Here is a 22,786-nt window from a genome sequence, read left to right on the forward strand (position 1 = left end):
TTGCACCTTCTTCGAGGCACGTCGCTTCGGCGGCAGGATGCTCCAGTACGGTTGGGTGCTTCCGAGTGAGAAACCGAACGACTGGTGAGTGCGGTGTGCGAACGGCTCGAGGGTCTCGTCCGCACACCAGCTTCACTTCGTCTTAAACGTCCAGTTCTCTCACGTCCAGCGCGTGCTTCTCGATGAACTCTCGACGTGGTTCGACATGGTCGCCCATCAGGACGCGAAAGATTTCATCGGCGGCAGCCGCGTCTTCCATCGTCACCTGCAACAGGTTGCGGGTTTCCGGGTCCATCGTCGTGAGCCACAGTTCCTCGGCATCCATTTCACCCAGTCCTTTGAAGCGGGTGATACGGCCCTGGATCAGGTCTTCGCCGAGTTTGCGGAGATCCTGAAGCAGATCGCGAAGGCTGGGGAGCGGGATCGTTTTCTTCTCGGTTTCGAGTCGATACGGGAAGAAGACTTCGCCATCCTTCAAGCCAGCCGGGATAAGATCCTGGAGCTGAATGCCGTAATCCTTGAGCTGCGGCAGGAGCACGTTAATCTTGCGGACTTCGTGCATGTCGATCATGTACAACTGACTGCGAAGATCTTCGCTTTCTTCCTCTTCGGAATCATCAGACGACTTGCTGTCAGCAGTCTGGGTGTCGTCGGCCGCCACTTCGAACTCGGTGCCGCGACGCTCCGTTTCTTCCTGCAGAAAGGTCTCCATTTCGCTCTTGTCGTAGAACCAGTGGACCTCTTTGCCAATGAAGACCTGGTAGCGAGGCAGTTTGCCATCTTTGTAGAGATCATTCTGCTGCATGAATCGCAGCGTGATGCCGCGACGTTCGAGCGTTTCGAGCGGTTCGGACAGTTCCCGCATCAGGTCGATCAGCTTGCGGAAATGGTCGCCCTCGAAGACGGCTCCATCGACTTTGCAGATCAGCTGAGAATTCGACAACGCCAGGTCGATCAGCTCCCGCATCATCGTTTCGTGCGTCTGAATGTAACGGACATCCTTGTTGCTCTTCGGCGTCACCTTGTAGAGCGGCGGCTGAGCAATGTAGACGCAGCCTTCCTGGACAAGCAGACGCATGTGACGGAACAGGAAGGTCAACAGCAGTGTGCGAATGTGGCTACCGTCGACGTCGGCATCGGTCATCAGAATGATCTTGCCGTAACGTCGTTTGCTCACATCTTCCAGCTCGGCTCCCGGCGGGACACCGATCGCCTTGAACATGTTGGAAATTTCGGCGTTGTCGAGCACCTTGACGAGCTGAGCTTTCTCGACGTTCAGAATCTTACCGCGAAGCGGCAGAATCGCCTGCGTGTTCGAGTCACGTCCGGTATCAGCCGATCCGCCGGCCGAGTCCCCTTCGACGAGGTACACTTCGGTGATGTCGAGTTCACGGCTGCGACAGTCGCGGAGTTTTTCCGGCAGGCCCCCCGTTGTCAGGGCTCCCTTGCGACGCACCATTTCCCGCTGCTTGCGAGCCGCCTCACGGGCTTCTGCTGCCAGGATTCCCTTCTGCAGGATTTTCTTGGCCAGGGGCGGATTCTCTTCCAGGAACTTCGTCAGCTGTTCGGCAACGACCGTCCCGACGGCTCCATCGACTTCGGAGTTCGTCAGTTTGATTTTCGTCTGCGATTCAAACTGCGGGTTTGGAATGCGGACGGTAATCACCGCGGCCAGACCTTCTCGGAAATCCTCGCCGGACATGGTCACATCTTTGAAGATGTTTTCCTTCTTCCCGTAGTTGTTGAGCGATCGCGTCAACGCGCCACGGAAGCCGCTAAGGTGCGTTCCCCCTTCCGGGTTGTAGATCCCGTTGGCGTAGCAGCGGATGTTTTCGGAATAGCCGTCGTTGTACTGCATCGCGATATCAACAACGACATCCCCCTCCTTACCCTGAATCTTGATGACGTCGGGATGAAGGGCGTTGTCCGTGCGATTCAGATGCTTGACGAACTCGACCAGGCCGTCTTCATAGTAAAACTCATCGGACTGGCTGGTTCGCTCGTCCATCAGGCGAATGCGAACACCGGCATTCAGGAACGCGGCGTCCTGCAACCGTTTCTTAATCGTATCGTAGACGAAGACGGTATCCGGGAAGATCGTCGGATCCGGCTTGAATGTGACCCGGGTGCCGGTCTTGTCGCTCGTGCCGAGTTTGGTCAGGCCACTGGTCACTTCGCCCTTGGAGAACTCCATCATCCAGACATGGCCTTCGCGGCGGACCTCGGCTTCGAGCCATTCGCTACAGGCATTCACCGCCGTGATCCCGACGCCGTGCAGACCGCCCGTCCCGGTGGCATAACCACTCTCGCGGTCGAATTTTCCGCCGGCGTGGATCTTCGTGAACACGATCTCCAGGGCGGACTTGTTGCCCTGAGCGGCCATGTTCCCGACAGGAATCCCACGGCCATCGTCGGTCACTGTGACGGAGTTATCGGCGTTGATCTTCACCGTCATTGATGCGGCGTGACCGTTGACGTACTCGTCGAGCACGTTGTCGGTCAGCTCGAACACCAGGTGATGCAGACCGACCAGATCGGTTCCGCCGATGTACATCGCCGGACGCAACCGAATCCCCTCGATCCCTTCCAGGGCCCGGATGTTGGCTTCGCTGTAGTTGCTCGGTTTGTTCGTTTCTTCCATCGTTGTTCCTGATCCGTGTCGGATGTGTTGAAAACGTTGTATTTCGCCGGACAGTCCTTCGCCCGCGCCAATGGTCTCTGGATTCCGATTTCCTCATCCGGCTGGCGGCTGAGGATCTGTCTGAATAAGGGGAAATGTGGGTTCCCTCGTATTGAACCCGCATCGTCAATCTCCCCATTTCCGCTGTTCTTGTCTTCTTCCGTCTGAAGAGAGAGCACGCTTGCTATCCCTGAAGGACGACGGAGCTTCTCTCAGTGACCTCGACTCAGTCCCGCGTTCAGACGGAACTTGAGGTTTGTGATCTGCATATCGGGCCGGGCTTTCTTCAGAGCCGCCAGAATCGGACGGCGATGAAAGTTCGACAGTTCGCTCATCAGAACGGAGTCGGTCACTTCGACAAGCAGAACCCGGTTTCGCAGCGAAACGACCCGGGTGTTCGGTTCGATGGCTTCGTCGACACAACTCTTCCAGAGTAGACTCAGCTCTCGCGACTCCATCACGCGGCCGATCTTCCGAGCCGCAATCACTTCCCGTAACGAGCCGGCCAGCGATTGCGGACCGCCACCTCGAACCTGCAGCTCCTGACGACGCTGCTGCATCACGTGCTGAATCAACTCCCGTTGATCTTCATCGAGTTCTTTCTGAGGCTCCGTCACAGACTCGATCCCTGCTCGACAACTCCCGACCCGTTGAAACGTCCACTCCGTGGGAACAGTTTCACGCATCCCGGGCCAGCGGCATGATGACATACTTGTATTCTTCTTCGCAGCGGAACACGGCCGGATCTTCGCCGCCGATCAGACCCAGCTGAATCGTCGTTTCCGGCTCCAGTACCCGCAGAAACTCGGCGACGAACCGCGGATCGAACATGATCGCCAGCTCGTCTCCGTCGTAATCGATCGGCATTTCGACCTTCGACTGCCCGACATCGGCTGCCTGGGATTTCAAAGTTACGGTGCCCGGCGTGAAGACGAAATCGACGCCGCGGCTCTCATCGCTGGTCACAATCTGGGACTGCCGCACGAGGTTATGGAAGGGGCCTGCGACCAGATCGACTGAAATCGGAACATCACTCGGCAGCACATCGCGGAAGTTCGGGAAACGTCCTTCCACCAGGCGGGAATAGATCATGCAGTTGCCGCTGCGAACGGTGATTTCATTATCGCCCGGGGCGAGCAGGATTTCCGCGTCATCCCCTTCGATGCTGCGTTCAATCAGCGTCATGGCCTTACGGGGCACCACGATCGAACGGGTCTCGGAAACTTCTCCCTGGGTGCCGGACACGGCTTCCATGACTGCCAGACGACGGCTGTCGGTGGCGGCCAGGACCATCTGAGTCGGAGCCATCTCGACGAAAATCCCGCCGAGGGCGTAACGCGTGCTTTCATCATCAGCCGCAAAAATCACGCGGCGAATTGCCTGTCGCAGTGCTTGACCCGAAATCGCGTAACAGGCTTCGGCTGAGAATGGAGCCACATCGGGAAACTCGCGGGGATCTTCCACCGGCAGCCGGAACTCGCTCTGTCCAGCCTGCACTTCGAGCAGGTCCTCGTTGACGTTCAGCACGATCTCATCGACGGTCACTTCGCGGAGGATCTGCATCAGACGGGCGGTCGGCAGCAGAACTTCGCCGGTCGATCCGGTTTCGACTTCCGGAATCTGGTATCGCATGCCGATTTCGAGATCGGTCGCCATCAGCATCGCCGAACCCGATTCAATCACGAGCTTCGTGTTCTTCAGAATGTCTTTCGGAGTTCGCGACGGAACAACTCCGGCGACGGTCTGCAGAGCGCCAGCCAGGACATCCCGTTTGAATTTCAGTTGCATAGCGACGTCGTCTCGTACTGGGGAAATTTTCGGCCTATCATTTACTTCAACAAGGCCTGTTATCTTAGCGAAATCGGCCTGAAAACGGAATCGTGGCCCGCCTGTTGCAAGTGGGAAGGAGACGGAGATTCCAGAGCGTCTCCCGGAAGACGTCGCATGAAATTCTCAACGATGGTTTTCCACACCGGAGAGGACCGCAGGTCCCCTCCTTCTCTTTAAAGATTCTTAATTCAGTAACATTATTAAAAGGGGCGGCCAGAATTGTGGATAACCGGCATCCAATATTTCGTAAGGCATGAATGGTCATTGTGTTACGAAAATTATAGACAGCGGAAATGGCGTTGAAAAGGTGTTGCCGGGTCGTGGAGTTCCGGTGTGAAGCCGTGGATAACTGGGGCGGTTATCCACAGCAGAGAATTTCGCCGCATAACCCACAATCGAGCCCGGGATGAAGTGACGACCGATCCACAAGTTTTCGACATGTCTTGAAGTCGATCGGGAAGCGATGTTCATCGCAGCTTCTTTGCGGCCAACGGTTCCCCACTGATCGATTTGAGTGCAGCAGTCGCAACAAATTCTTCCACCAACGGAGTGGCCGATCCGATTTCAGACGGGTCGTAACGCCACAGGAGGCGGTGTCCTCCGTGATTTTAACGATCACAACGGCCCGCTCAGCTTACCCTGCACATGGCGCAGAATGGTGTGGCTTCGTCATGCACCCTCTCCGACGGATGAGCCGCCCGGATTGTGGTTATTCTTCTGGGCTGAAGAACTCGCCGCCGGTCAGCGGACGGCCTCGCAGATAATCAGCCGTTGCCATCGCTTTCTTCCCGGCCGGCTGCAGGCGGTCGACTGCGATCACACCATTTCCAGTACTCACAAGCATCCGGGAATCGCTTTGGACGACTTCGCCGGGTTTACCGGAGACCTCCAGCGAATGATCGGGCGTGATCTGGAGGATCAGCATGCGTTCCGAGGAGCCATCGAGACGATGGAGAAACGTGAACGGATTCGGCCAGGGCTGCATGGCGCGGATATGACAGTCGAGTTCAGCGGGCGACTGAGACCAGTCGATCAGTCCCTGTTCCTTGCGGATTTTCGGCGATTGTGTGACCTCGGTTTCATCCTGAACCAACGGTTTGGCTTCGCCGGCTTCGAGTAACCGAACCGTTTCGAGCAGAGCCTCGGCTCCGATTTCCGCCAGACGGTCGTGCAGTTCTCCGGAAGTTTCGCGGGGCTGGATCTCCGTTTCCATGCGAACGATCATGGGGCCGGCGTCGAGCTTTGGCTCGATCCGGAAGATCGTCACGCCTGACTTTTTGTCTCCCTTCCAGACGGCGTACTGCACCGGGGCGGCGCCACGATGCCGAGGCAGCAGCGATCCGTGGAGGTTGTACATCCCAAGCCGCGGAATGTTGATGACCTCCGCCTTGAGGATCTGTCCGTAAGCGGCAACAAGAACAACGTCGGGCCGCAGAGACTGCAGTTTGCGGATCGACTCCTGCGTGTTGATCGATTCCGGCTGGAGCACCGGGATGCCGTTGGCTTCCGCGAACTCTTTCAACGGATGCGGATGCGGCTTCCCCCGAGGGTTGAGCCGGTCCGGCTGCGTGATCAGCGCGGTGACATTGTGTCCGGATCCGACCAGAGCCTTGAATCCCGGCAACGCAAAGGCGCCGGTTGCCATCATGACCACGTTGAGTGCCATTGTTGTCCTGCTTCCGTTTCAGCAGTAGAGCGTGAGACTTCGAAAGGGCGGCACAAACAGGGATTGCTGTGCGTCTTCGACGAGATTCTTTCATCATCAGGGATGGCACAGCGATTGATCTCTGTGTTGAACGCTCACCGTTCACGGTTCGACGTTATGCAGCAGCAAGAGGCTGCACCACCCGGAATTGAAAGTCCGGACCATTCTTTGTTATCCGAGTTTACTGCCGTTGCTACGGTTTTTCGTCCACAGACAGGAATGTCTGTCCCACTGGCTTCTGATGACGAAGTGGGTTACGCGTTGCCGGCGGCCAGCTGTTTCAGGGTTTTGGTCAGTTCATCGTCGCTGGGGATTTTGTCTTTGCCCTGAGCATCGCGGAACTGGGCTTCGAAGTCATCGACCACAGCCGCCACTTTGGCCCGTTCGACTTCGGTCATGCGATCGATGAAGAGAATACCGTCAATATGGTCGTTCTCGTGCTGGACAGCCCGGGCGGCGAGATCGTTGAGGTCGTAGCTCATCAGTTCGCCCTTGAGGTTATAGGCTTCGACGGTGATTTCCGCCGAGCGTTCGACCGGACCATACAGTTCCGGGAAGCTGAGGCAGCCTTCTTCACCAACTTCCTGGCCACGGCGTTTTTTGATCACCGGGTTGATGAAGACGATCTCTTCATCCTTTTCTTCCGGTTCAGCCGTCAGGTTAATGATGAACAACCGGTAGGGAAGGGCGACCTGATTGGCGGCCAGACCGATTCCCCTGGCGTCATACATCAGTTCGAACATCTCAGCCACGGTCTTCCGCAGTGAGGCATCGATTGCGCGGACGGGAGCCGACTTGAAGTGCAGAGCGGGATGAGGATAAAGGACGATTTCCATGAAGAAAGCCTGTTTGTAGCGGCGTTTGGTCTGTTTTTCCGCAGTATAGTGCGACCGGGAAGTGAATTGAAACGTCGTCTCCGGCCCCGGGAAGTTCAATAGTCACGGCCGGCGGTCGTATGCTATTCTTGAACTTTGCTGTCCGGTTCGTGTCAGTCCCGACAGTCGCAGATTTCAGACCAGAACGCTCCTCCGATACTTGAGAAAACGAACGAATGAGTCAGACCGAAAACACGATGGACCAGATCGTCGCGCTGTGCAAACGCCGCGGATTTCTGTTTCAGTCTTCTGAAATCTACGGGGGCATCAACGGGTTCTGGGATTACGGCCCGCTGGGCACTGAGCTCAAGCGGAATGTCCGGAACTCGTGGTGGGCCGACATGATCGGTCGTCACGATGAAATCAACTGCCCCGAGGGGGCTCCCTCTGCTTATTCTATGGTCGGGATCGAGTCGTCAATCATCATGCACCCGCAGGTCTGGAAATGTTCCGGGCACTACGACCTGTTCCACGACTTCATGGTCGACTGCACCGAATCGAAAAAGCGATACCGGTTCGACCACGTGAAGGGTCGCTGGGCCGAAGCCGAGAAGAAGACACGGGGCGTCGACGGACAGCCCGGCACGTCGGAGCAGATGAAAGTCTTCATCACCACGATGGACGCCGGCGAAGAGACCGAGCAGCAGCTCGTTGAAAAGGCGCTGAAGTTCTTCGGCCTCAAGGCGAAGTACAAAGATCAGATCGACTGGCAGGGCGAAATTATGCCGCTCGAAAAGCTGGATGATCTGAGCCAGGCGGTTGCTCCCGATGCCAGCCGCGTCGGCACGATGACCGAACCGCGCGAGTTCAACCTGATGTTCAAGACGACGCTCGGAGCGCTCGGCGGGGCGGAAGACGCGGCGTTTCTGCGTCCTGAAACCGCTCAGGGGATGTTCGTCAACTTCAAGAACGTGGTCGACAGCAGCCGCGTGAAGCTGCCGTTCGGAATCTGTCAGATCGGCAAGAGCTTCCGCAACGAGATCACGCCGAGAAACTTCACCTTCCGTTCGCGTGAGTTCGAGCAGATGGAGATCGAGTTCTTCTGTCGTCCGGATGAAAGCGCGAAGTGGTACGAATACTGGCGGAACCGTCGTTTCGCCTGGTACACCAGCCTGGGCATCGGCTCGGACAAACTGCAGCTGCGGGAACATCACAAAGAAGAGCTGGCTCACTACTCGGTCGGAACGGCTGACATCGAGTACGCCTTCCCGTTCCTGACGCCGGGCGAGTTCGGCGAGCTCGAAGGGGTTGCTCATCGCGGCGATTTCGACCTGCGTTCGCACATGGAAGGTAAGCTCGATGGTAATCTGAAGCTGCAGCTCGACGAGAACGGCCAGCCGAAGCATCGCGGCAGTGGCAAGGATCTGAGCTACTTCGACGATCAGGCCCGCGAACGCTTCGTGCCTCACGTGATCGAACCATCGGCTGGAGCCGACCGGGCGACACTCGCGTTTCTGTGTGAAGCCTACACCGTCGACGAAGCACCGGACGACAAGGGCGAGATGCAGACACGAACGCTGCTGAAGTTCCACCCGCGGCTTGCTCCGGTGAAAGCGGCAATCTTTCCTCTTATCAAGAAGGAAGGCATGCCGGAAACGGCGGCAAAAATTTACGCCGAGTTCCGCGAAGCCGGTCTGAACGTCGATTACGATCAGCAGGGAGCCATCGGACGTCGGTACCGTCGACACGACGAGATCGGCACGCCGTACTGCATCACCGTTGATGGACAGACGGCTGACGATCAGACGGTGACGGTTCGCGATCGTGATACGCTGGAACAGGTCCGCGTTCCGATCAATAAGCTGACTGAAGAGATCCTCACCCGCCTCAAGGGGTAGAGTCGAGCATCCGCAAGGGGCTGCGGTCCCTGCAGCCGCAGCTACGAAATTCACAAGACCCAGCCCCGTTTGGCTGGGTCTTGTCGATTCGGCTCTGGATCGCTGAATTCCGGGGCTCTGGAGCGAATTGCCGATTGCCAGAAGAATTCCCGCAGGATAACATTTGCGCACCTCGTCGAAACTTCCGATACTCATCGGGGTTCCATCGACTGAGATGTTGCTTCTGGCGTGCCTGCTGCCGCACGTCCCGACGCTACTGAGCGGTTTCTCGTCCTTTCCTTTCATCTCTCTGGAGATTCGTATGCGCACTTCCTCCGTAGTAGCCCGAGATCGGTCTGCTTTCACACTGATCGAACTTCTCGTGGTTATTGCAATTATTGCGATCCTCGTGGCCCTGCTGCTGCCTGCTGTCCAACAGGCTCGCGAAGCGGCTCGACGATCGAGCTGCAAGAATCAGCTCAAGCAGATCGGCCTGGCTCTCCACAACTACCACGACACCCACCGCGTCTTCCCTTATGGGGCGATGGGCCGACCAAACTCGGCGACCGCTCCGGCGAACAACATGGGCTGGCAGGTCATGATTCTGCCCTTCGTCGAAGAAAGCGCCCTGTATGACCTCGTCGATTTCAACCTGAACTACACGGCTGCTGCCAACGTGGCCGTCAGTCAGAACAAGGTCGACTCGTACTTCTGTCCCAGTGCCCGCAGTACCGATATCTTCTCCACCACGGCTGCCGTGTTCACGAACCACTACGTGGGCGTTGCCGGAGCCAAAGGACCGCGACCGGCTCCATTGACGGGCAGTTATGGCCACTTCGGCAATACGACGACCGATCATGGCGGGGTCGCGAACAACGGTCTGCTCGGGCGGAATACCTGCTTCGGATTTGCTGACAACACAGATGGAACTTCCAACACGATTATTGTCGGCGAAGTATCGGGCCGGCCGGAAACGGGGTTCACCAACGCCCTTCGTCCGTGGACTCAGGGATTGAGCAACGACACAGGCGGTGCGGCGATGTATTCCAGTAAGAACGTTCAGAGAACGATTAACCAGCTTCCGAACGTTTACACCGGCGGCACGGCGACACGGCTGTTCAACGATGTCGCATTCAGCAGCCAGCACACCGGGGGAGCTCAGTTCTGCCTGGCCGATGGATCCGTCCGTTTCCTCTCGGAAAACATCAGCTTCCAGACCTATCAGGGTCTTGCGACCCGTGATGAAGGCGAAGTGATCGGCGAGTTCTAAACGAAACCGTTGGACGGGAATCTGATCGACAAAGAACCGGATCGCACCAGGTGTGGTCCGGTTCTTTTCTTTTGTCCTATGTCTGTTCGGCGATGACGGCGGCGATCTGATCCGGGGTCAGCCCGGCGCATTCGACGGTCACCTCGGCGTACTGCTCATACAGGCGGCAGCGTTCGCGATACATCGCGGCGAACGACTGCCCTTCCGGCCGGGCCAGTCCCCGTTGCGCTTCGTTGTTCACGCGGTTCTGCAACTCGTTGAGTTCGACCTTGAGATAGACGATCGGCCCCAGAGTTCGCAGATGCTCCATGGCCGAGTCGCTGTAGACCGCACTCCCACCGGTGGCGATGACGGTGTTCTGCAGATCGAGTGACCCGAGCACCCCGGCTTCGATCTCGCGCAGTTCGAGATAGCCCCGACGGTCGACGATCTCCTGCAGTGTCGTTTCTTCCTGCAACTGGATGAGCACATCGGTATCGACAAAATCACGAGCCGTCAGCTTGGCCAGCAGCACACCAATCGTACTCTTGCCAGCGCCCGGCATTCCGATGAGAACCAGATTGCGTTTCCGCGTGAACTCGTTCATACGCGGGGATCAGTCGTTGATCCGGAAGCCGAACTTCACGGTCACCTGAAAGTGGGCGATCTTGCCATCGACGATATGGCCTCGATGTTCAACAACTTCGTACCAGGAAATATCGCTCACGCTCGAACTCGCCTTGGCCAGCGCATTGCGGATCGCATCATCCGAGGACGTCGTGGAACTGCCGACGATCTCAATCTTCTTATAAACGTGGTCACTCATCACAGAGGTCTTTCTTCAGAGTCGGTACGCATTCATTTCGCCTGTTGTCCAGGCGAAGAGTTTCTTCACCCCAGTGTAGTGCAAGCCCGGCGTCCGCCTAGAGCATTTTCAGGCTTCTCCTGCAGTCGCCCGTGCGCGGTCCTGGATCTCTTTGAACAGGATCGGAGAAAAATCACAAGGGCCCGTCGATGTCACCACATGGAGGGCTTCTGAGAAACTCGTCCCTTGCGTTCGGGCGAGCGCAGCTGCCGTAATTAATGGAGAACGACTCATTCCTCCGCTGCAGGCAATGAGAACTTTGAGTTTCGAGTGGATCAGTTCCACGACCGTATCAATTGCAAAATCCAATAACCGGCCATCGTTGTCGCCTCCATCAATGAGAGGGATTCGGCAGTAGATCAGTTCCCGGCTGAGTGTCGCCGGAGGTTCTTCCATCGCGACGTCGACCACGGCTGCGAACTCGGCACTCATCAGGGTGCGCAGATCCCGGGCGTCCCCGGCATGACCTGTGTAGACGCGATGAGCCAGTACTTCTCGCATCAGGTACTCCCCTCAAACCAGAAGATGTCGTCGACGGCTGTCTCGAACAGTTGAGCGATGCGTAGAGCCAGTGCCAGTGACGGTGTGTACCCCCCGCGTTCCAATGCGACGATGGTCTGCCGCGTGATCCCCAGCTGGTCAGCGATTTCCTGCTGAGTCATGCCCGTGTCGGTTCGCAGTTCGCGAACACGGTTGAGTAGCCGAGGTTCTAATTTACGCGGCATGATCAGCTCGATACTGCACAACCGCAACCAGTCCCTTCACCAGACAGGAGAGGGTAAAAGCGGTCCAGACCATCCAGACCAGGGTCGATTTAGGCACGGACGGTTCGTCGCCGAATGCAACCAGGACCGACAGGCCGCAGATGAGAACGATCATTGCCACGGCGACACCCGTATGACGTGCACCAATTTCGATCGCCTGATCCCGCTCGTCAATAATCCGACCTTTGGCTCCTTGTGTGAGAAAGACTCGACCGAACGCGATCAGGGCGAGAAATGCAAACCCGGCCGGGGCGACTTCGGGCACAACGAGGAGAAGAATCAGAACGACCGAGAGACTGAGCAGCGAAACTCCCAGTTCCCACCAGCAGGCTTTTTCCATCGACGTCATACCGCGTCCCCTGAATGCTCGAGAATGAGACCGTGAATGTATAATAAACTTTTCTTTATTCGCGCCAAGTTTATTAGTCTTTCCTGTTCTCGATCCGAAGGATCCTTGCATCGCAGTGATTATGCACGAGCATGAAAAGGGAACAGCCGCCGCATCCATGGGAGAAACGAACGATGGACCACTCGGCCTGGTTTGAATCCTGGGACAGTCTTTTCAAGATCACGGTCAGCACGGTCTTCGGCTACTTCATGCTGATTCTCTTCGTCCGCACGGCCGGGAAACGGTCGACGTCGAAGATGAATAACTTCGACTGGATCGTCACGGTGGCCGTTGGTTCGGTGCTCGCGTCGATGGCCGTGCTGAAGGATGTGACAGTCGCCGACGGACTTCTTGCGATGGCACTGCTCTTGGGACTGCAGTATGTACTTACGATTTCTACCTCTCGCTGGGAATGGGCCCGCCGGCTGTTTCTAGCCGCTCCCAGTGTGCTGTTTTCGGACGGCGAATTCGATCACGTCGCCATGCGGAAGGAGCGCGTCTCCCGGGACGAAATCCTTCAGACCATCCGTGATAAAGGAATCGCCTCGCTCGATGATGTTCGGATGGTCACACTCGAAGCGAACGCGGAACTTTCCGTTGTCAGCCGGGAAAGCGGGCCTGCCGATTCCGAACCGTGGCCGCAACCGAAGGATTAAAAGGCGATCTACAAGCTTTTGAGCCTCCACTGCAGAGGAACATCCCGGTTGCTCTCGATCAGTTTTCGGGCTGAATAATCGACGAATTTGGGAAATCGAGCTCCCTGCCGGCAAAAAACGGGTGAGATTTGCCCCCGCCCGCAGGTGATTAATAGAGACGTTCCAGACATCTCTTCTGCCCATCGATCGAGATCGGGTCGATGTCATGGTGATCACTGTTCCGACGGCCAGTGCACTGGGCAGCGGGCATTGCGGGGGCATGTGCGGGCCTTTCGCAGTGCTCGCTGTCCGCAATGGCTTCCCGCACCGCTGTCACGACCGCCGAAGCCTTGTTTTTCCTTCGGTATAGTCCGAACTCCGATAGCGCGACATCTCCCGCCCGACCCGTGAAATCGGGGGCGAAGTTGAGATCGCTGCAGCTTGCCCGGTATGCTTCCTATCGGAATGCGCTGATCTTTGAATCGCTCAGGAGACCGCCCGATGCCGCCTCGCCCGTTGACGATCCTCTCTTCGTTGCTTGTCCTGCTACTGGCCAGTTCCCTTTCGGCGGCCGACCAGCCGACGAATGTCATTCTATTTCTGGTCGATGACATGGGCTGGGTTGACTCCGAACCTTATGGTTCCCAGTACTACGACACACCCAACATGCAGCGGCTGGCTGAGCAGTCGATGCGATTCACCGATGCCTACGCGGTGCCGCTCTGCTCGCCGACGCGGGCTTCGATTCTGACCGGTCAGTACTCCTCCCGTCACGGCGTGACGAGTGCTTCAGGTCATCAAAAGCCGCAGCCAGAAGGTTTTGACTTTCTGCCCGACACCGCTCCGCCGAATCGTCCCCTGATCATGCCGATCAGCAGGAACTATCTGGAGCCGTCGCAGTACACGCTGGCGGAAGCGCTGAAAGACGCCGGCTATCGGACGGGGCATTTCGGCAAATGGCATCTCGGGTTGACCGAACCACACTGGCCGGAAACGCAGGGCTTCGATGTCGCCTGGCATAGCGAACCGAGCCCGGGACCACCGGGATATTACTTCTCCCCTTATGGGGTCGTTCCTCCGGATGCGCCGCCTGAGATCGCCCGCAAAGCCAAGCATCGCGGCACCATCACCGATGGCCCCGATGGCGAGTACATCACCGATCGACTGACCGATGAAGTGGTCGCGTTTCTGGAAGCGAACAAAGATCGTCCTTTCTTCGCGAACGTCTGGCAGTTTGGTGTGCATGGTCCGTGGGGACACAAGGAAAGCTACACGGCTCAGTTTGCGAAAAAGACGGATCCGACCGGCCGGCAGTCGAACCCGGTCATGGCCTCGATGCTGAAGAGTGTCGACGACAGCCTCGGGCGCATTATGGACAAGCTCGATGAACTCGAACTGGCTGACAATACGCTGCTGATCTTCTATTCCGACAACGGCGGCAACGTGCACAGCAATACCGAAGATGACGCCAAAGCGATGCGCAGAGCGAAGGCCAATCCGGCTCTCGAAAGTTATCAGAAATGGGCCGGCTTCAAACCCCCGACGAACAATGCCCCGTTGCGTGAAGGCAAAAGTCGCATTTATGAAGGGGGACAGCGTGTGCCGCTGATGGTCCGCTGGCCGGGACATATCGAACCGGGCACAACGAGTGATGCTGTCGTCGGTCCGATCGATCTGTATCCGACAATTCTCGACGCCCTCAATATGGAACGAGCCGAGTCGCAGACCATCGATGGCGAATCAATTCTTCCCGTGCTCAAGCAGACGGGCGAACTGCAGCGAACGGCCTACTTCACCTGGTTCCCGCATATTGTTCCAGCCGTTTCTGTGCGGCAGGGAGACTGGAAACTGATCCGCCGGTTCGAGCCCCATCCGAAGTATCCCGACGTCCGCGAGCTCTACAACCTCAAGAAAGACATTGGCGAGACGAACAACCTCGCCGAGAAGATGCCGGAGAAAGTGAAGGAACTCGATGACCTGATCGACGAGTTCGTCGAACGAACCGGTGCGCTTTATCCGCAGCCGAATCCGAACTACCAGCCGTCGCGAAACACGAGTCCCGGACGAGATGCCGCCCTCGGGCTGGTGCCCAAGTTCAGCACGCTGACGAAAATCGATGGTGCTTATCGGATGGAAGCCGAGAGGCGTGCGCCGTTTCTCGGCTCCGCCCAGGTGAAACACAACGGCCCGATGACCCTCACGCTGAAGGTTCGCAGTGAAGCGGGCGGCTCGGGGAAGGTCTGGTGGAAGTCGGTGAATCAGGAACAATTTCCCGAGGGGGAGCAGACGGTCGCATTCAACATCGCCGGCGGGAACGAATGGCAAACAGTGAAAGTCGATCTGCCGGTGAAGAGTCCGACTCAGATTGTCCGCCTCTATCTTCCGGCTGACGAAAGCCCCGTCGAGATCCAGTCGATCGAGTACACCGACGCCAAAACCGGCGACCCCATCCGCGTCTGGAAGCTGAACTGATCCCGTCACTGGGAAATTGTGCTGGGACAATGTTTCCGGTAACGTGACACGAGACTTCTACGCCCATTCAGAGAGGTATTGCATGCGCCTGACTCATCTCCTGTTGTTGACTGTTCTCGTTCACGCTCTGGCTCCGTTCGCGACGGCGGCGGAACCGAAGAAGCCGAACATCGTGCTGATCATGACCGACGATCAGGGCTACGCGCAGCTCGGGCGGCACGGACATCCGTGGCTCGACACGCCTCACATGGACGACCTTTACGATCACAGCACGCGATTCACCCGGTTTCTGGTCAGCCCGACCTGTGCTCCGACACGCTCGGCGATGATGACCGGCCGGCATCCGCTGCAGAACGGCGTCACGCATACCATTCTCGAACGCGAACGGATGACACTCGACGCGACGATTCTGCCGCAGGTGTTGAAGACGGCCGGCTATACCTCGGGCATCTTCGGCAAATGGCATCTGGGCGATGAAGATCCTTACCAGCCGCACAATCGTGGATTCGATGAAGCCTTCATTCACGGCGGCGGAGGAATCGGCCAGTCGTATGAATGCAGCTGTGCCGACGCCCCGGACAACGAGTACTTCGACCCGGCGATCAAGCACAACGGCTCGTTCGTCAAAACGGACGGATACTGCACCGACCTGTTCTTCACGGCTGCTCTCGGCTTCATGAAGAAGCAGTCGGAAAAGCAGGAGCCGTTCTTCGCATACATCGCGACCAACGCTCCGCACGGCCCGTTTATTGCTCCAGAGAAGAACACGAAGAAGTTCACGGACCTCGGCTTTAGCGACAAACACGCCGGGTACTACGGGATGATTGAGAACATCGACGAGAACCTCGGCCGGCTGGTTTCGCATCTGGGAAAGTGGGATCTGCTTGATGACACGATGATCATCTTCATGTCCGACAACGGCACCACCGGAGGAGGCAGCGGTCGACCGGGACATGTGGTCGGGACGAAGCCGGACGGCACCGAACTGCGGGCTTACAACGGCGACATGAAAGGTCTCAAAGGGAGTGCCGACGAAGGGGGCGTTCGTGTGCCGTTTTTTGTTCGCTGGGATGGCGTCGTGAAGCCGGGACAGGAAATCGATCGCATCGCGGCTCATATCGATCTCCTGCCGACATTGGCCGACATCGCCGGAGCCGAACTGCCGAATGGCCAGGTCGCCGGCCGCAGTTTGTGGCCGCTGATTCAGAATCCGGAAGCCGACTGGAAAGGCCGATTGCTGTTTACGCACGTCGGACGCTGGCCGACGGGAGCGAATCCGGACGACTTCCAGTGGAAGAAGTTCGCCGTGCGAAATCAGCGGTATCGACTGGTCGAGGATCAGCTGTATGACATGCGGAACGATCCGGGGCAGACGAAGGATATCGCCGATGAGCACCCCGAAGTTGTGCAGCGACTCCGCCGGGCGTACGATCAGTTCTGGCAGAAGTCCCGCCCGTTGATGGTCAACGAATCCGCCCCGATGTCGCCCGTGCGACCCTTCCACGTTCAGTTCGAGCAGCAGCAGGCCGCCGGCGGTATTCCGCAGTGGCAGGTTCCCGAGCTGTAGAGCAGATCGGCTTGCACGAAGTAAACGCTCTCAGTTGATAAGCGTCCCTGGTTCATGTCCCGCTTCACGATCAAACTTGGCGTTGGTGCACTGGCACTGTTGATCGTGGGGATCAGTCTCTCCTCGCCGGTCTGGTATCACACGCACTCCGGCGGCGAGGGGCCGCACCAGCATACGCATCGTGGCCACACGCATTCCCACGGGCACAATCACCATCATGATCATGGCCACTCGCATTCGCATGGCCACGGGCATTCGCACACCCACCGTCCTCCGGGGAACCAGGAGATCGTGCAGGAGCATGCTCACGTCACGATTCTCGGATTCACGCTGACTCTGCCGACAACATCGCGACCCCGCCCCGCCGCTCAACCGGTAAAGAAGCCGCGTGAAGGATCGCAACCTCAGACCTCAGCCGAGGCGGTCGCGACGGCGATTCCCGTTTCGAACGGTGCTTTTGAAGTCGACCTGCCGCCGAGCCGCGTCCTGCTGTTGCGGTTCGATCTGCCTGCAGGTCCCGAGCGTGTCGAGCTGAATGCCGTGTCGCCGGAAACCGGTCTTGTGGAAGCGGCTGATCTGCTTGTCACCCCGTTCGCGGACGCTCCGCCGACGCCTCCTCCCGAGTCGAATGAAACGCTCCCGAACGTCGTTGTCTGACGTTCGAAACTCGTTTCATTTTCATTCCTTTGAGGAACTCTGGAGGAAACCATGCTCCAACGTAAAGCCTTTACGTTGATCGAACTTCTTGTTGTCATCGCAATCATTGCCATCCTGGTCGCTCTGTTGTTGCCAGCCGTCCAGCAGGCTCGGGAGGCGGCTCGACGATCGAGCTGCAAGAACAACCTCAAGCAAATCGGGCTGGCGATTCACAATTACGAATCGACCCACGGCGTGATGCCTCCTGGCTACCTGTGGCAGGACGGAACGCGGTTCACGACCATCAGCAATCCGGGCTACCCGATGAGCAACGACCCGGTGGACAACCACATGGGTCTGGCGTGGGGAACGATGATTCTGCCGTTCATCGAACAGCCGGCTCTGTACGATCGGTTCAACTTTGGTTTGCCCTGCTTCGACTCGGCGAATCGGGCGGCTCGGGAAACGCCGATCAGCACTTATCTCTGTCCCTCCGATGCGTATTCGGAAGGCAAGTTTGTCGAGCGGGACGTGAACTTTGCGGCGTCCTCGTACGCCGGCAACTGGGGACCAGCCAGCGGGCGGGTCAACACTCCGGGAAACACGTCTGACGATGTGAATCTCGACGACACACCCGCTCTGGGATCCGCTCCGGCTGGAGCTGCCTTCCGGGCCTGCGAGGGAGTTCTCTATCGCAACAGCAAAACCGGCTTTCGGGATATTACCGATGGGCTGTCGAACACGCTGCTGATCGGCGAGCGGACCAATGGGCTGATCTACGATTCCAATGGGAATCCGATTGCCGGAGCCGGAGGCGGTCACGAGATCTTCGAGAATGCCTGGGCCGCTGCCTGCCGCGATGAAACCGATGCCGGCGACGATCACGGCCACATGGTGCTGTTCGATACCGAATTCGGGCCGAACCGAGCCGAGCAGGATGGATCGGGGACCTACAACTTCGGTCCGGATCGTGGCGTGTCGGCTCCGCATCAGGGGCAGGCTCAGTTCACTCTCTGCGATGGTTCCGTGCGGAGTATCAGCGAGAATGTGGATCTCGGCGTTTATCGCGGACTGAGTTCACGCGATGGCGGCGAAGTTCCCGGCGAGTTCTGATATCCGGCGGCAACGGAAGCGCGAATGACTCCGGGAGTTCTCGGGGTCATTCCGTTTCTTTGCGGGGTTACCAGGGAAAGGCGGCTTTGGCTTCGGAAACGGTGTCGAACATCCTCCAGGTCGCCCGTTGCTTATCAGCCTGAAGCAGCATCAGACTTTCGAACGATTCCTGAATGTTGGGAGCCACACAGGCGACCACGGCGGTGCCTCTCCGTTGCCTGCAGAGAGTCGTCAGCTTCACCAGAATGCCGATCGTGATCGAATCCATCACGACGCACCGGCTCAGGTCGAACAGGACGCACGGATTGTCGCGCATGTAGAGGGTCCGGTACAGCCGATTGTATTCGTGCTGCTTGGACTCGTAATTGTGATCGACCGGTCGTTCGGAGATGTGGAGGATCAGGTAACCGCTCTCGTCGGTTATCTCGAAGATGGGATCATCTCCACGGAAAAGATATGTACCTGCCATGTCAGACTTCCTGGATCTCAGACGTTAAATGTGAGCGCTCAATGAAGTCGTACTCGGTTCAAGGTCTGTCGCAGTACCAGATGCACCTCATCTGCTGAGTAAAGCTGCGTCGAAACTTGTTCGTTTTTCACAATCGCCCCATTGCCCTCCAGACCTGCGGAAACAGACACGAAGTGTTTGGGAGCGTGAAAAAAAATGCAGGGACTCCTAAGTAAAACGCTCGAGCCTGTCGAATTCTCTCGCGAGATCGCAGCCGGGCGGAGCATTTCGACGGAATTTCTTTCCGCGTCCGGACCCTTGCTCTTCACTGGGACTGCGGAAACTGGAAGCACGCAATCTGGCTTGTCATCGCGAGGAAGAGGACAGCTTAGAATACGGAAAAGAGGAGTAGCTGGGTGGTCCGGGTAAGCCATGCCTGGTCGGCCGGAGTGATCTCGTCCTGGCGAAGAATCTTCGCAGCGTGGGTCGAGGCCTGGTCGACGAAAAATCGCTGCACGGGAGTCAGCTTCCAGTCTTCCGCTTTGCGGCGGATCTGTGCGCAGATTTCTTCAATCGCGGCGACTTCTTCCATTTCGACCGGCGGGTCGAGAATCCAGCGCGGCGGTTCGGAGCGACCGGCCACCTCGATCAGCAGTTTCGTCAGTCCCGTGCTGATTGTGGCCACCTGTTCGAAGTCGATCTTGTCAGCCGTGTCCTGAGGGGTGTGGTAGTCTCTGGACTGACCAGTGGAAGCGAAGACGAAGGGAATTTCTCGATCCCGGAAGGGACCATAGTCACTCCGCAACCCGACGAAATCATCACTGAGCAGTGTCGGTTTCGCGGCTGGTCCGAAGTCGATTTTTCGAATCGATTCACGGATCCCGGCCCCGTGCTCGGCTCCAAACAGAAAAACCGTCTCCAGAGGTAGATCGCCCAGCGACCGACCGAGCATGTCGGCGACGATGATGAACTTCACCTGCTCCAGCGGCACAGGGGCATGGGCAGTCCACCACCGGGATCCGAATAGAAGATGTTCTTCCAGGTCGAAGCTTACGAACAGCACCGAGCGGTCGAGGACCTGATCGGAGGACGAAATCAGTCGGGCGGCTTCCAGAAGCATCGCCACGCCGGAGGCATTGTCGTCGGCTCCGAAATAGATGTCCGACTTCGTGCGACCAAGGTGATCGTGATGGGCAGCAATGATCACATACTCGTGCGGGAAGCGGGCCTCGGGATGCGTGTATCGTGCCGTGACATTCCAACCTGCGGTCGTCGATTCTCCCTCTTCACCAGGCGGACCGGGGACGGGCTGCAGGAACGACTCGTGCGCGAAAACCGGCTTGAGATCGAGGTCCTCAAACTCCCGCGCCAGGTACTCCGCCGCACGTCGAGCATCGACGCCCCGGCGACCGGCGAAGTCCTCGCTCGCCAGATGTTCGATGATCTCCTGAACGCGAGTTGCTTCGGCTTTCGGTGCATCGGTCGGCCCGGCATAAGTCGACGCAAGCGGACTCGCTGCAGGCAGGATGAACAGGATCGCGATCAGACAGAAGCGCAGTTGAGATCGCAAGGGCATCTCCGATTCAATCGATAGTCTCGAACACCAGGGGGTCCCGTTCATCGTACTCCGACATCAGGGAGCCTGCCATTCCGGATCGGGGATGGTTTCGAACTTGAAGGCGGGTGTCTAAACTGAAAGGCGAACCGATTCACACTTTCCCGTCACAGGTGACACCATGATTCGCTTTGTACTCTCCCTGTTTCTCCTCACTCTGCTGATGACGTCGCAGGCGACCGTCGCAGTCGCTCAGAAACCGAGCGAGGACGAGCTCAACAAGCTCAAGGAACAGGTCTCGGCCATGCGGCGGAAGCTGGATGAGATCCGCACCGAATGGGCCGATGACCGCCAGAAGCACGGGCGTTCGTACTACATCGGCGAGCAGCAGGTGTGGACTGACTATGCCGATCTGTCGGTGCACATCAAGGCAGCCGAGTGGATTATCCGTCACAACGACTTCGATAAGAAATCGACCTATCAACAGACGATGACCGCTCTGCAGGACGCCGATACCCTGCTGCGGGAACTGCAGTCCCGGAAGAGCCGCAATTACAACGCGGGAAGCCAGATTTGCGGATACGTTTCCAAAGTCGATCATTCGGTACAGCCGTACGCCCTGTCGCTGCCATCGAACTTCGATCCTTCCCGATCCAGCCGGATGCCGCTGTATGTGGTCCTGCACGGTCGCGGCGGGCGAAATGAAGTCGGATTCATTGCACAGCATCGGGAGAAGAAACCCGGCGAGAAGCAGACGTGGATTCAGATCGATGTCTTCGGACGAATCGACAACGCTTACCGCTGGGCGGGCGAGACGGATGTCTTCGAAGCGATTGCCGATGTCTCCCGTCGCTTCGCGATCGACGATCGTCACATCACCCTCTGGGGTTTCTCGATGGGAGGAGCAGGGGCGTGGCATCTCGGAATGCATCATCCGTCGCAGTGGGCTTCAGTCGGGGCGGGGGCTGGATTTGTCGACTTTTACAACTACCAGAAGAAGACCGAACAGTTGCCGGACTATCAGCACAAACCGCTGCGGATCTACGACACCATCAACTACGGTCTCAACCTGGCGAATGTTCACTTCGTGACTTACGGCGGCGATCAGGACAGCCAGCTCAAGACGAGTCTGTTGATGCAGGAGCAGGCCGAGAAGCACGACGTTCCCCTCGAGTTGATTATCGGCAAGGACATCGGCCACAAGTTCACGCCGGAAGCCGAGGCGGAGTTTCAGCAGTTTCTGGGTCGTAACAATCGTCAGGGGCTCCCGAAGTACCCCGGGCCGAAGCAGATTCGGTTTGTGACCTACACGCCGAAGTACAATCAGTGCTTCTGGTGCACGATCGAAGAGCTCGACGAGATGTACGAAGAAACGACCGTCGAATCGAAGTACGACGAGAGCTCGGGACTGCTGTCGCTGGAAACGAAGAACTGCCGGCTGCTCAGCATCAGTCGCGATATCGCCGATGAAATTTCGATCGACGATGAACCGCCGCTGCCGTTGCGGGATGCGGCTGACGGACTGCTGCCGTCGGTGTACTTCGAGAAGCTCGACGCCGGTTGGGAAGTGTTCAACTACGATGAATCGCGGGCTTACCAGGAACTCGGCAGCGGTCGGAAGCGGCACGATCTTCAGGGGCCGATCGATGATGCGTTCATGAGTTCGTTCCTCTGTGTTCGCGGTACCGGAACGCCCTGGTCCGACGAGCATCAGGCCTGGACCGACTGGACGCTGGAACGATTTGGCCGCGAGTTCGACAAGTGGATGCGGGGAGAGATTCGCATCGTCAACGACAGCGAAGTGACCCTCGAGATGATGAAGGATTCGCACCTGATTCTGTTCGGCGATCCCGGTTCCAACAAACTGCTGAACGGGATGCTGGAGAAGTTGCCGATTGAATGGAACCGGCAGGAGATCACCGTCGGCGGGAAGTCGTACCCAGTCGAGAAGCACGGCCTGGCGATGATCTACCCGAACCCGCTGAATCCGCACAAGTACATCGTCATCAATTCCGGCATGACGACGCACGAACCGGACTTCAAAGCCAGCAACTCGTGGTTGTTCCCCAAGCTGGGAGATATCGCCGTGTTGAACTACAGCAAGACCGATAAGGGCTACGAAGAAACGACCACCTGGGCCGATCTGTTCAACGGCGACTGGCAGCTCAACGAGAGTGAAGAGTAGTC

20 protein-coding genes are annotated in these 22,786 nt (G+C 57.8%); 8 read left to right on the top strand and 12 right to left on the bottom strand.

Annotated elements, in window-relative coordinates; genetic code table 11:
- Positions 1–142: 142 nt before the first annotated feature.
- From L1A08_RS16595 to def, 5 genes are all read right to left on the bottom strand, one after another.
- Positions 143–2,641, bottom strand: a complete 2,499-nt coding sequence (locus tag L1A08_RS16595) for a DNA gyrase subunit B (protein ID WP_238757583.1) — start codon at positions 2,639–2,641, stop codon at positions 143–145.
- Between the two features lie 251 nt (positions 2,642–2,892).
- Positions 2,893–3,297: a DUF721 domain-containing protein gene (locus L1A08_RS16600; protein WP_238757584.1), complete on the bottom strand. Its 405-nt coding sequence runs from the start codon at positions 3,295–3,297 to the stop codon at positions 2,893–2,895.
- A gap of 61 nt (positions 3,298–3,358) precedes the next feature.
- Positions 3,359–4,468 (bottom strand): DNA polymerase III subunit beta, encoded by a 1,110-nt coding sequence (gene dnaN / locus L1A08_RS16605; RefSeq protein ID WP_238757586.1) that lies wholly within the window; start codon positions 4,466–4,468, stop codon positions 3,359–3,361.
- A gap of 751 nt (positions 4,469–5,219) precedes the next feature.
- Positions 5,220–6,176 carry a methionyl-tRNA formyltransferase gene (fmt, locus tag L1A08_RS16610; protein ID WP_238757588.1) on the bottom strand — a complete coding sequence of 319 codons (957 nt, stop codon included), beginning with the start codon at positions 6,174–6,176 and terminating at the stop codon, positions 5,220–5,222.
- A gap of 293 nt (positions 6,177–6,469) precedes the next feature.
- On the bottom strand, positions 6,470–7,051 hold the full coding sequence (def, locus tag L1A08_RS16615) for a peptide deformylase (protein WP_238757589.1): 582 nt from the start codon (positions 7,049–7,051) through the stop codon (positions 6,470–6,472).
- A 215-nt stretch (positions 7,052–7,266) separates the two neighbouring features.
- Here def and L1A08_RS16620 point away from each other — a divergent pair, with 215 nt between their 5' ends.
- Both L1A08_RS16620 and L1A08_RS16625 read left to right on the top strand, forming a co-directional pair.
- On the top strand, positions 7,267–8,928 hold the full coding sequence (locus L1A08_RS16620) for a glycine--tRNA ligase (RefSeq protein WP_238757591.1): 1,662 nt from the start codon (positions 7,267–7,269) through the stop codon (positions 8,926–8,928).
- Positions 8,929–9,229: 301 nt separating this feature from the next.
- Positions 9,230–10,177: a DUF1559 domain-containing protein gene (locus L1A08_RS16625; protein WP_261362930.1), complete on the top strand. Its 948-nt coding sequence runs from the start codon at positions 9,230–9,232 to the stop codon at positions 10,175–10,177.
- A gap of 76 nt (positions 10,178–10,253) precedes the next feature.
- Here L1A08_RS16625 and L1A08_RS16630 read toward each other — a convergent pair whose 3' ends face one another.
- The 5 genes from L1A08_RS16630 to L1A08_RS16650 all read right to left on the bottom strand — a co-directional run bounded on the left by L1A08_RS16630 (position 10,254) and on the right by L1A08_RS16650 (position 12,134).
- Positions 10,254–10,763 carry a shikimate kinase gene (locus L1A08_RS16630; protein WP_238757596.1) on the bottom strand — a complete coding sequence of 170 codons (510 nt, stop codon included), beginning with the start codon at positions 10,761–10,763 and terminating at the stop codon, positions 10,254–10,256.
- 9 nt (positions 10,764–10,772) lie between these two features.
- Positions 10,773–10,982, bottom strand: coding sequence for a dodecin (locus L1A08_RS16635; protein WP_238757597.1), 210 nt, complete (start codon positions 10,980–10,982; stop codon positions 10,773–10,775).
- 108 nt (positions 10,983–11,090) lie between these two features.
- Entirely contained in the window at positions 11,091–11,522 is a 432-nt protein-coding gene (locus L1A08_RS16640) for a protein-tyrosine phosphatase family protein (protein WP_238757598.1), read from the bottom strand.
- Entirely contained in the window at positions 11,522–11,746 is a 225-nt protein-coding gene (locus tag L1A08_RS16645) for a helix-turn-helix transcriptional regulator (RefSeq protein ID WP_238757600.1), read from the bottom strand. The genes L1A08_RS16640 and L1A08_RS16645 overlap by 1 nt, the downstream gene beginning before the upstream one ends.
- Positions 11,736–12,134 carry a hypothetical protein gene (locus L1A08_RS16650; RefSeq protein ID WP_238757601.1) on the bottom strand — a complete coding sequence of 133 codons (399 nt, stop codon included), beginning with the start codon at positions 12,132–12,134 and terminating at the stop codon, positions 11,736–11,738. Before L1A08_RS16650 ends, L1A08_RS16645 begins: the two co-directional genes overlap by 11 nt.
- 173 nt (positions 12,135–12,307) lie before the next feature.
- On the opposite strand from L1A08_RS16650, the gene L1A08_RS16655 reads away from it, so the two are divergent.
- From L1A08_RS16655 to L1A08_RS16675, 5 genes are all read left to right on the top strand, one after another.
- Positions 12,308–12,829, top strand: a complete 522-nt coding sequence (locus L1A08_RS16655; protein ID WP_238757602.1) for a DUF421 domain-containing protein — start codon at positions 12,308–12,310, stop codon at positions 12,827–12,829.
- Between the two features lie 480 nt (positions 12,830–13,309).
- Positions 13,310–15,280, top strand: coding sequence for a sulfatase (locus L1A08_RS16660; protein WP_238757604.1), 1,971 nt, complete (start codon positions 13,310–13,312; stop codon positions 15,278–15,280).
- 82 nt (positions 15,281–15,362) lie between these two features.
- Positions 15,363–16,847 carry an arylsulfatase gene (locus L1A08_RS16665; protein WP_238757606.1) on the top strand — a complete coding sequence of 495 codons (1,485 nt, stop codon included), beginning with the start codon at positions 15,363–15,365 and terminating at the stop codon, positions 16,845–16,847.
- Positions 16,848–16,901: 54 nt separating this feature from the next.
- Positions 16,902–17,504, top strand: coding sequence for a hypothetical protein (locus tag L1A08_RS16670; RefSeq protein WP_238757607.1), 603 nt, complete (start codon positions 16,902–16,904; stop codon positions 17,502–17,504).
- A gap of 51 nt (positions 17,505–17,555) precedes the next feature.
- Positions 17,556–18,596, top strand: a complete 1,041-nt coding sequence (locus L1A08_RS16675) for a DUF1559 domain-containing protein (RefSeq protein WP_238757608.1) — start codon at positions 17,556–17,558, stop codon at positions 18,594–18,596.
- A 67-nt stretch (positions 18,597–18,663) separates the two neighbouring features.
- Here the strand turns inward: L1A08_RS16675 and L1A08_RS16680 are convergent, their stop codons facing one another.
- Together L1A08_RS16680 and L1A08_RS16685 are read right to left on the bottom strand one after the other, a co-directional pair.
- Positions 18,664–19,065 (bottom strand): STAS domain-containing protein, encoded by a 402-nt coding sequence (locus tag L1A08_RS16680; RefSeq protein WP_238757609.1) that lies wholly within the window; start codon positions 19,063–19,065, stop codon positions 18,664–18,666.
- Positions 19,066–19,432: 367 nt separating this feature from the next.
- Complete coding sequence (locus L1A08_RS16685) at positions 19,433–20,614, bottom strand: M28 family metallopeptidase (RefSeq protein WP_238757610.1); 1,182 nt, start codon at positions 20,612–20,614, stop codon at positions 19,433–19,435.
- Positions 20,615–20,780: 166 nt separating this feature from the next.
- Here L1A08_RS16685 and L1A08_RS16690 point away from each other — a divergent pair, with 166 nt between their 5' ends.
- Positions 20,781–22,784, top strand: coding sequence for a prolyl oligopeptidase family serine peptidase (locus L1A08_RS16690; protein ID WP_238757611.1), 2,004 nt, complete (start codon positions 20,781–20,783; stop codon positions 22,782–22,784).
- The last annotated feature ends 2 nt before the right edge of the window (positions 22,785–22,786 follow it).

Source organism: Rubinisphaera margarita (assembly GCF_022267515.1).
Lineage (GTDB): Bacteria > Planctomycetota > Planctomycetia > Planctomycetales > Planctomycetaceae > Rubinisphaera > Rubinisphaera margarita.

Bases quoted from the DNA above. Each gene is read 5' to 3' on its own strand.
- L1A08_RS16625 (WP_261362930.1), top strand. From the start codon at position 9,230: ATGCGCACTTCCTCCGTAGTAGCCCGAGATCGGTCTGCTTTCACACTG.
- def (WP_238757589.1), bottom strand. From the start codon at position 7,051: ATGGAAATCGTCCTTTATCCTCATCCCGCTCTGCACTTCAAGTCGGCT.
- L1A08_RS16635 (WP_238757597.1), bottom strand. From the start codon at position 10,982: ATGAGTGACCACGTTTATAAGAAGATTGAGATCGTCGGCAGTTCCACG.
- L1A08_RS16630 (WP_238757596.1), bottom strand. From the start codon at position 10,763: ATGAACGAGTTCACGCGGAAACGCAATCTGGTTCTCATCGGAATGCCG.
- L1A08_RS16655 (WP_238757602.1), top strand. From the start codon at position 12,308: ATGGACCACTCGGCCTGGTTTGAATCCTGGGACAGTCTTTTCAAGATC.
- L1A08_RS16680 (WP_238757609.1), bottom strand. From the start codon at position 19,065: ATGGCAGGTACATATCTTTTCCGTGGAGATGATCCCATCTTCGAGATA.
- L1A08_RS16645 (WP_238757600.1), bottom strand. From the start codon at position 11,746: ATGCCGCGTAAATTAGAACCTCGGCTACTCAACCGTGTTCGCGAACTG.
- L1A08_RS16640 (WP_238757598.1), bottom strand. From the start codon at position 11,522: ATGCGAGAAGTACTGGCTCATCGCGTCTACACAGGTCATGCCGGGGAC.
- L1A08_RS16675 (WP_238757608.1), top strand. From the start codon at position 17,556: ATGCTCCAACGTAAAGCCTTTACGTTGATCGAACTTCTTGTTGTCATC.
- L1A08_RS16660 (WP_238757604.1), top strand. From the start codon at position 13,310: ATGCCGCCTCGCCCGTTGACGATCCTCTCTTCGTTGCTTGTCCTGCTA.
- L1A08_RS16665 (WP_238757606.1), top strand. From the start codon at position 15,363: ATGCGCCTGACTCATCTCCTGTTGTTGACTGTTCTCGTTCACGCTCTG.
- dnaN (WP_238757586.1), bottom strand. From the start codon at position 4,468: ATGCAACTGAAATTCAAACGGGATGTCCTGGCTGGCGCTCTGCAGACC.
- L1A08_RS16620 (WP_238757591.1), top strand. From the start codon at position 7,267: ATGAGTCAGACCGAAAACACGATGGACCAGATCGTCGCGCTGTGCAAA.
- L1A08_RS16650 (WP_238757601.1), bottom strand. From the start codon at position 12,134: ATGACGTCGATGGAAAAAGCCTGCTGGTGGGAACTGGGAGTTTCGCTG.
- L1A08_RS16690 (WP_238757611.1), top strand. From the start codon at position 20,781: ATGATTCGCTTTGTACTCTCCCTGTTTCTCCTCACTCTGCTGATGACG.
- L1A08_RS16595 (WP_238757583.1), bottom strand. From the start codon at position 2,641: ATGGAAGAAACGAACAAACCGAGCAACTACAGCGAAGCCAACATCCGG.
- fmt (WP_238757588.1), bottom strand. From the start codon at position 6,176: ATGGCACTCAACGTGGTCATGATGGCAACCGGCGCCTTTGCGTTGCCG.
- L1A08_RS16670 (WP_238757607.1), top strand. From the start codon at position 16,902: ATGTCCCGCTTCACGATCAAACTTGGCGTTGGTGCACTGGCACTGTTG.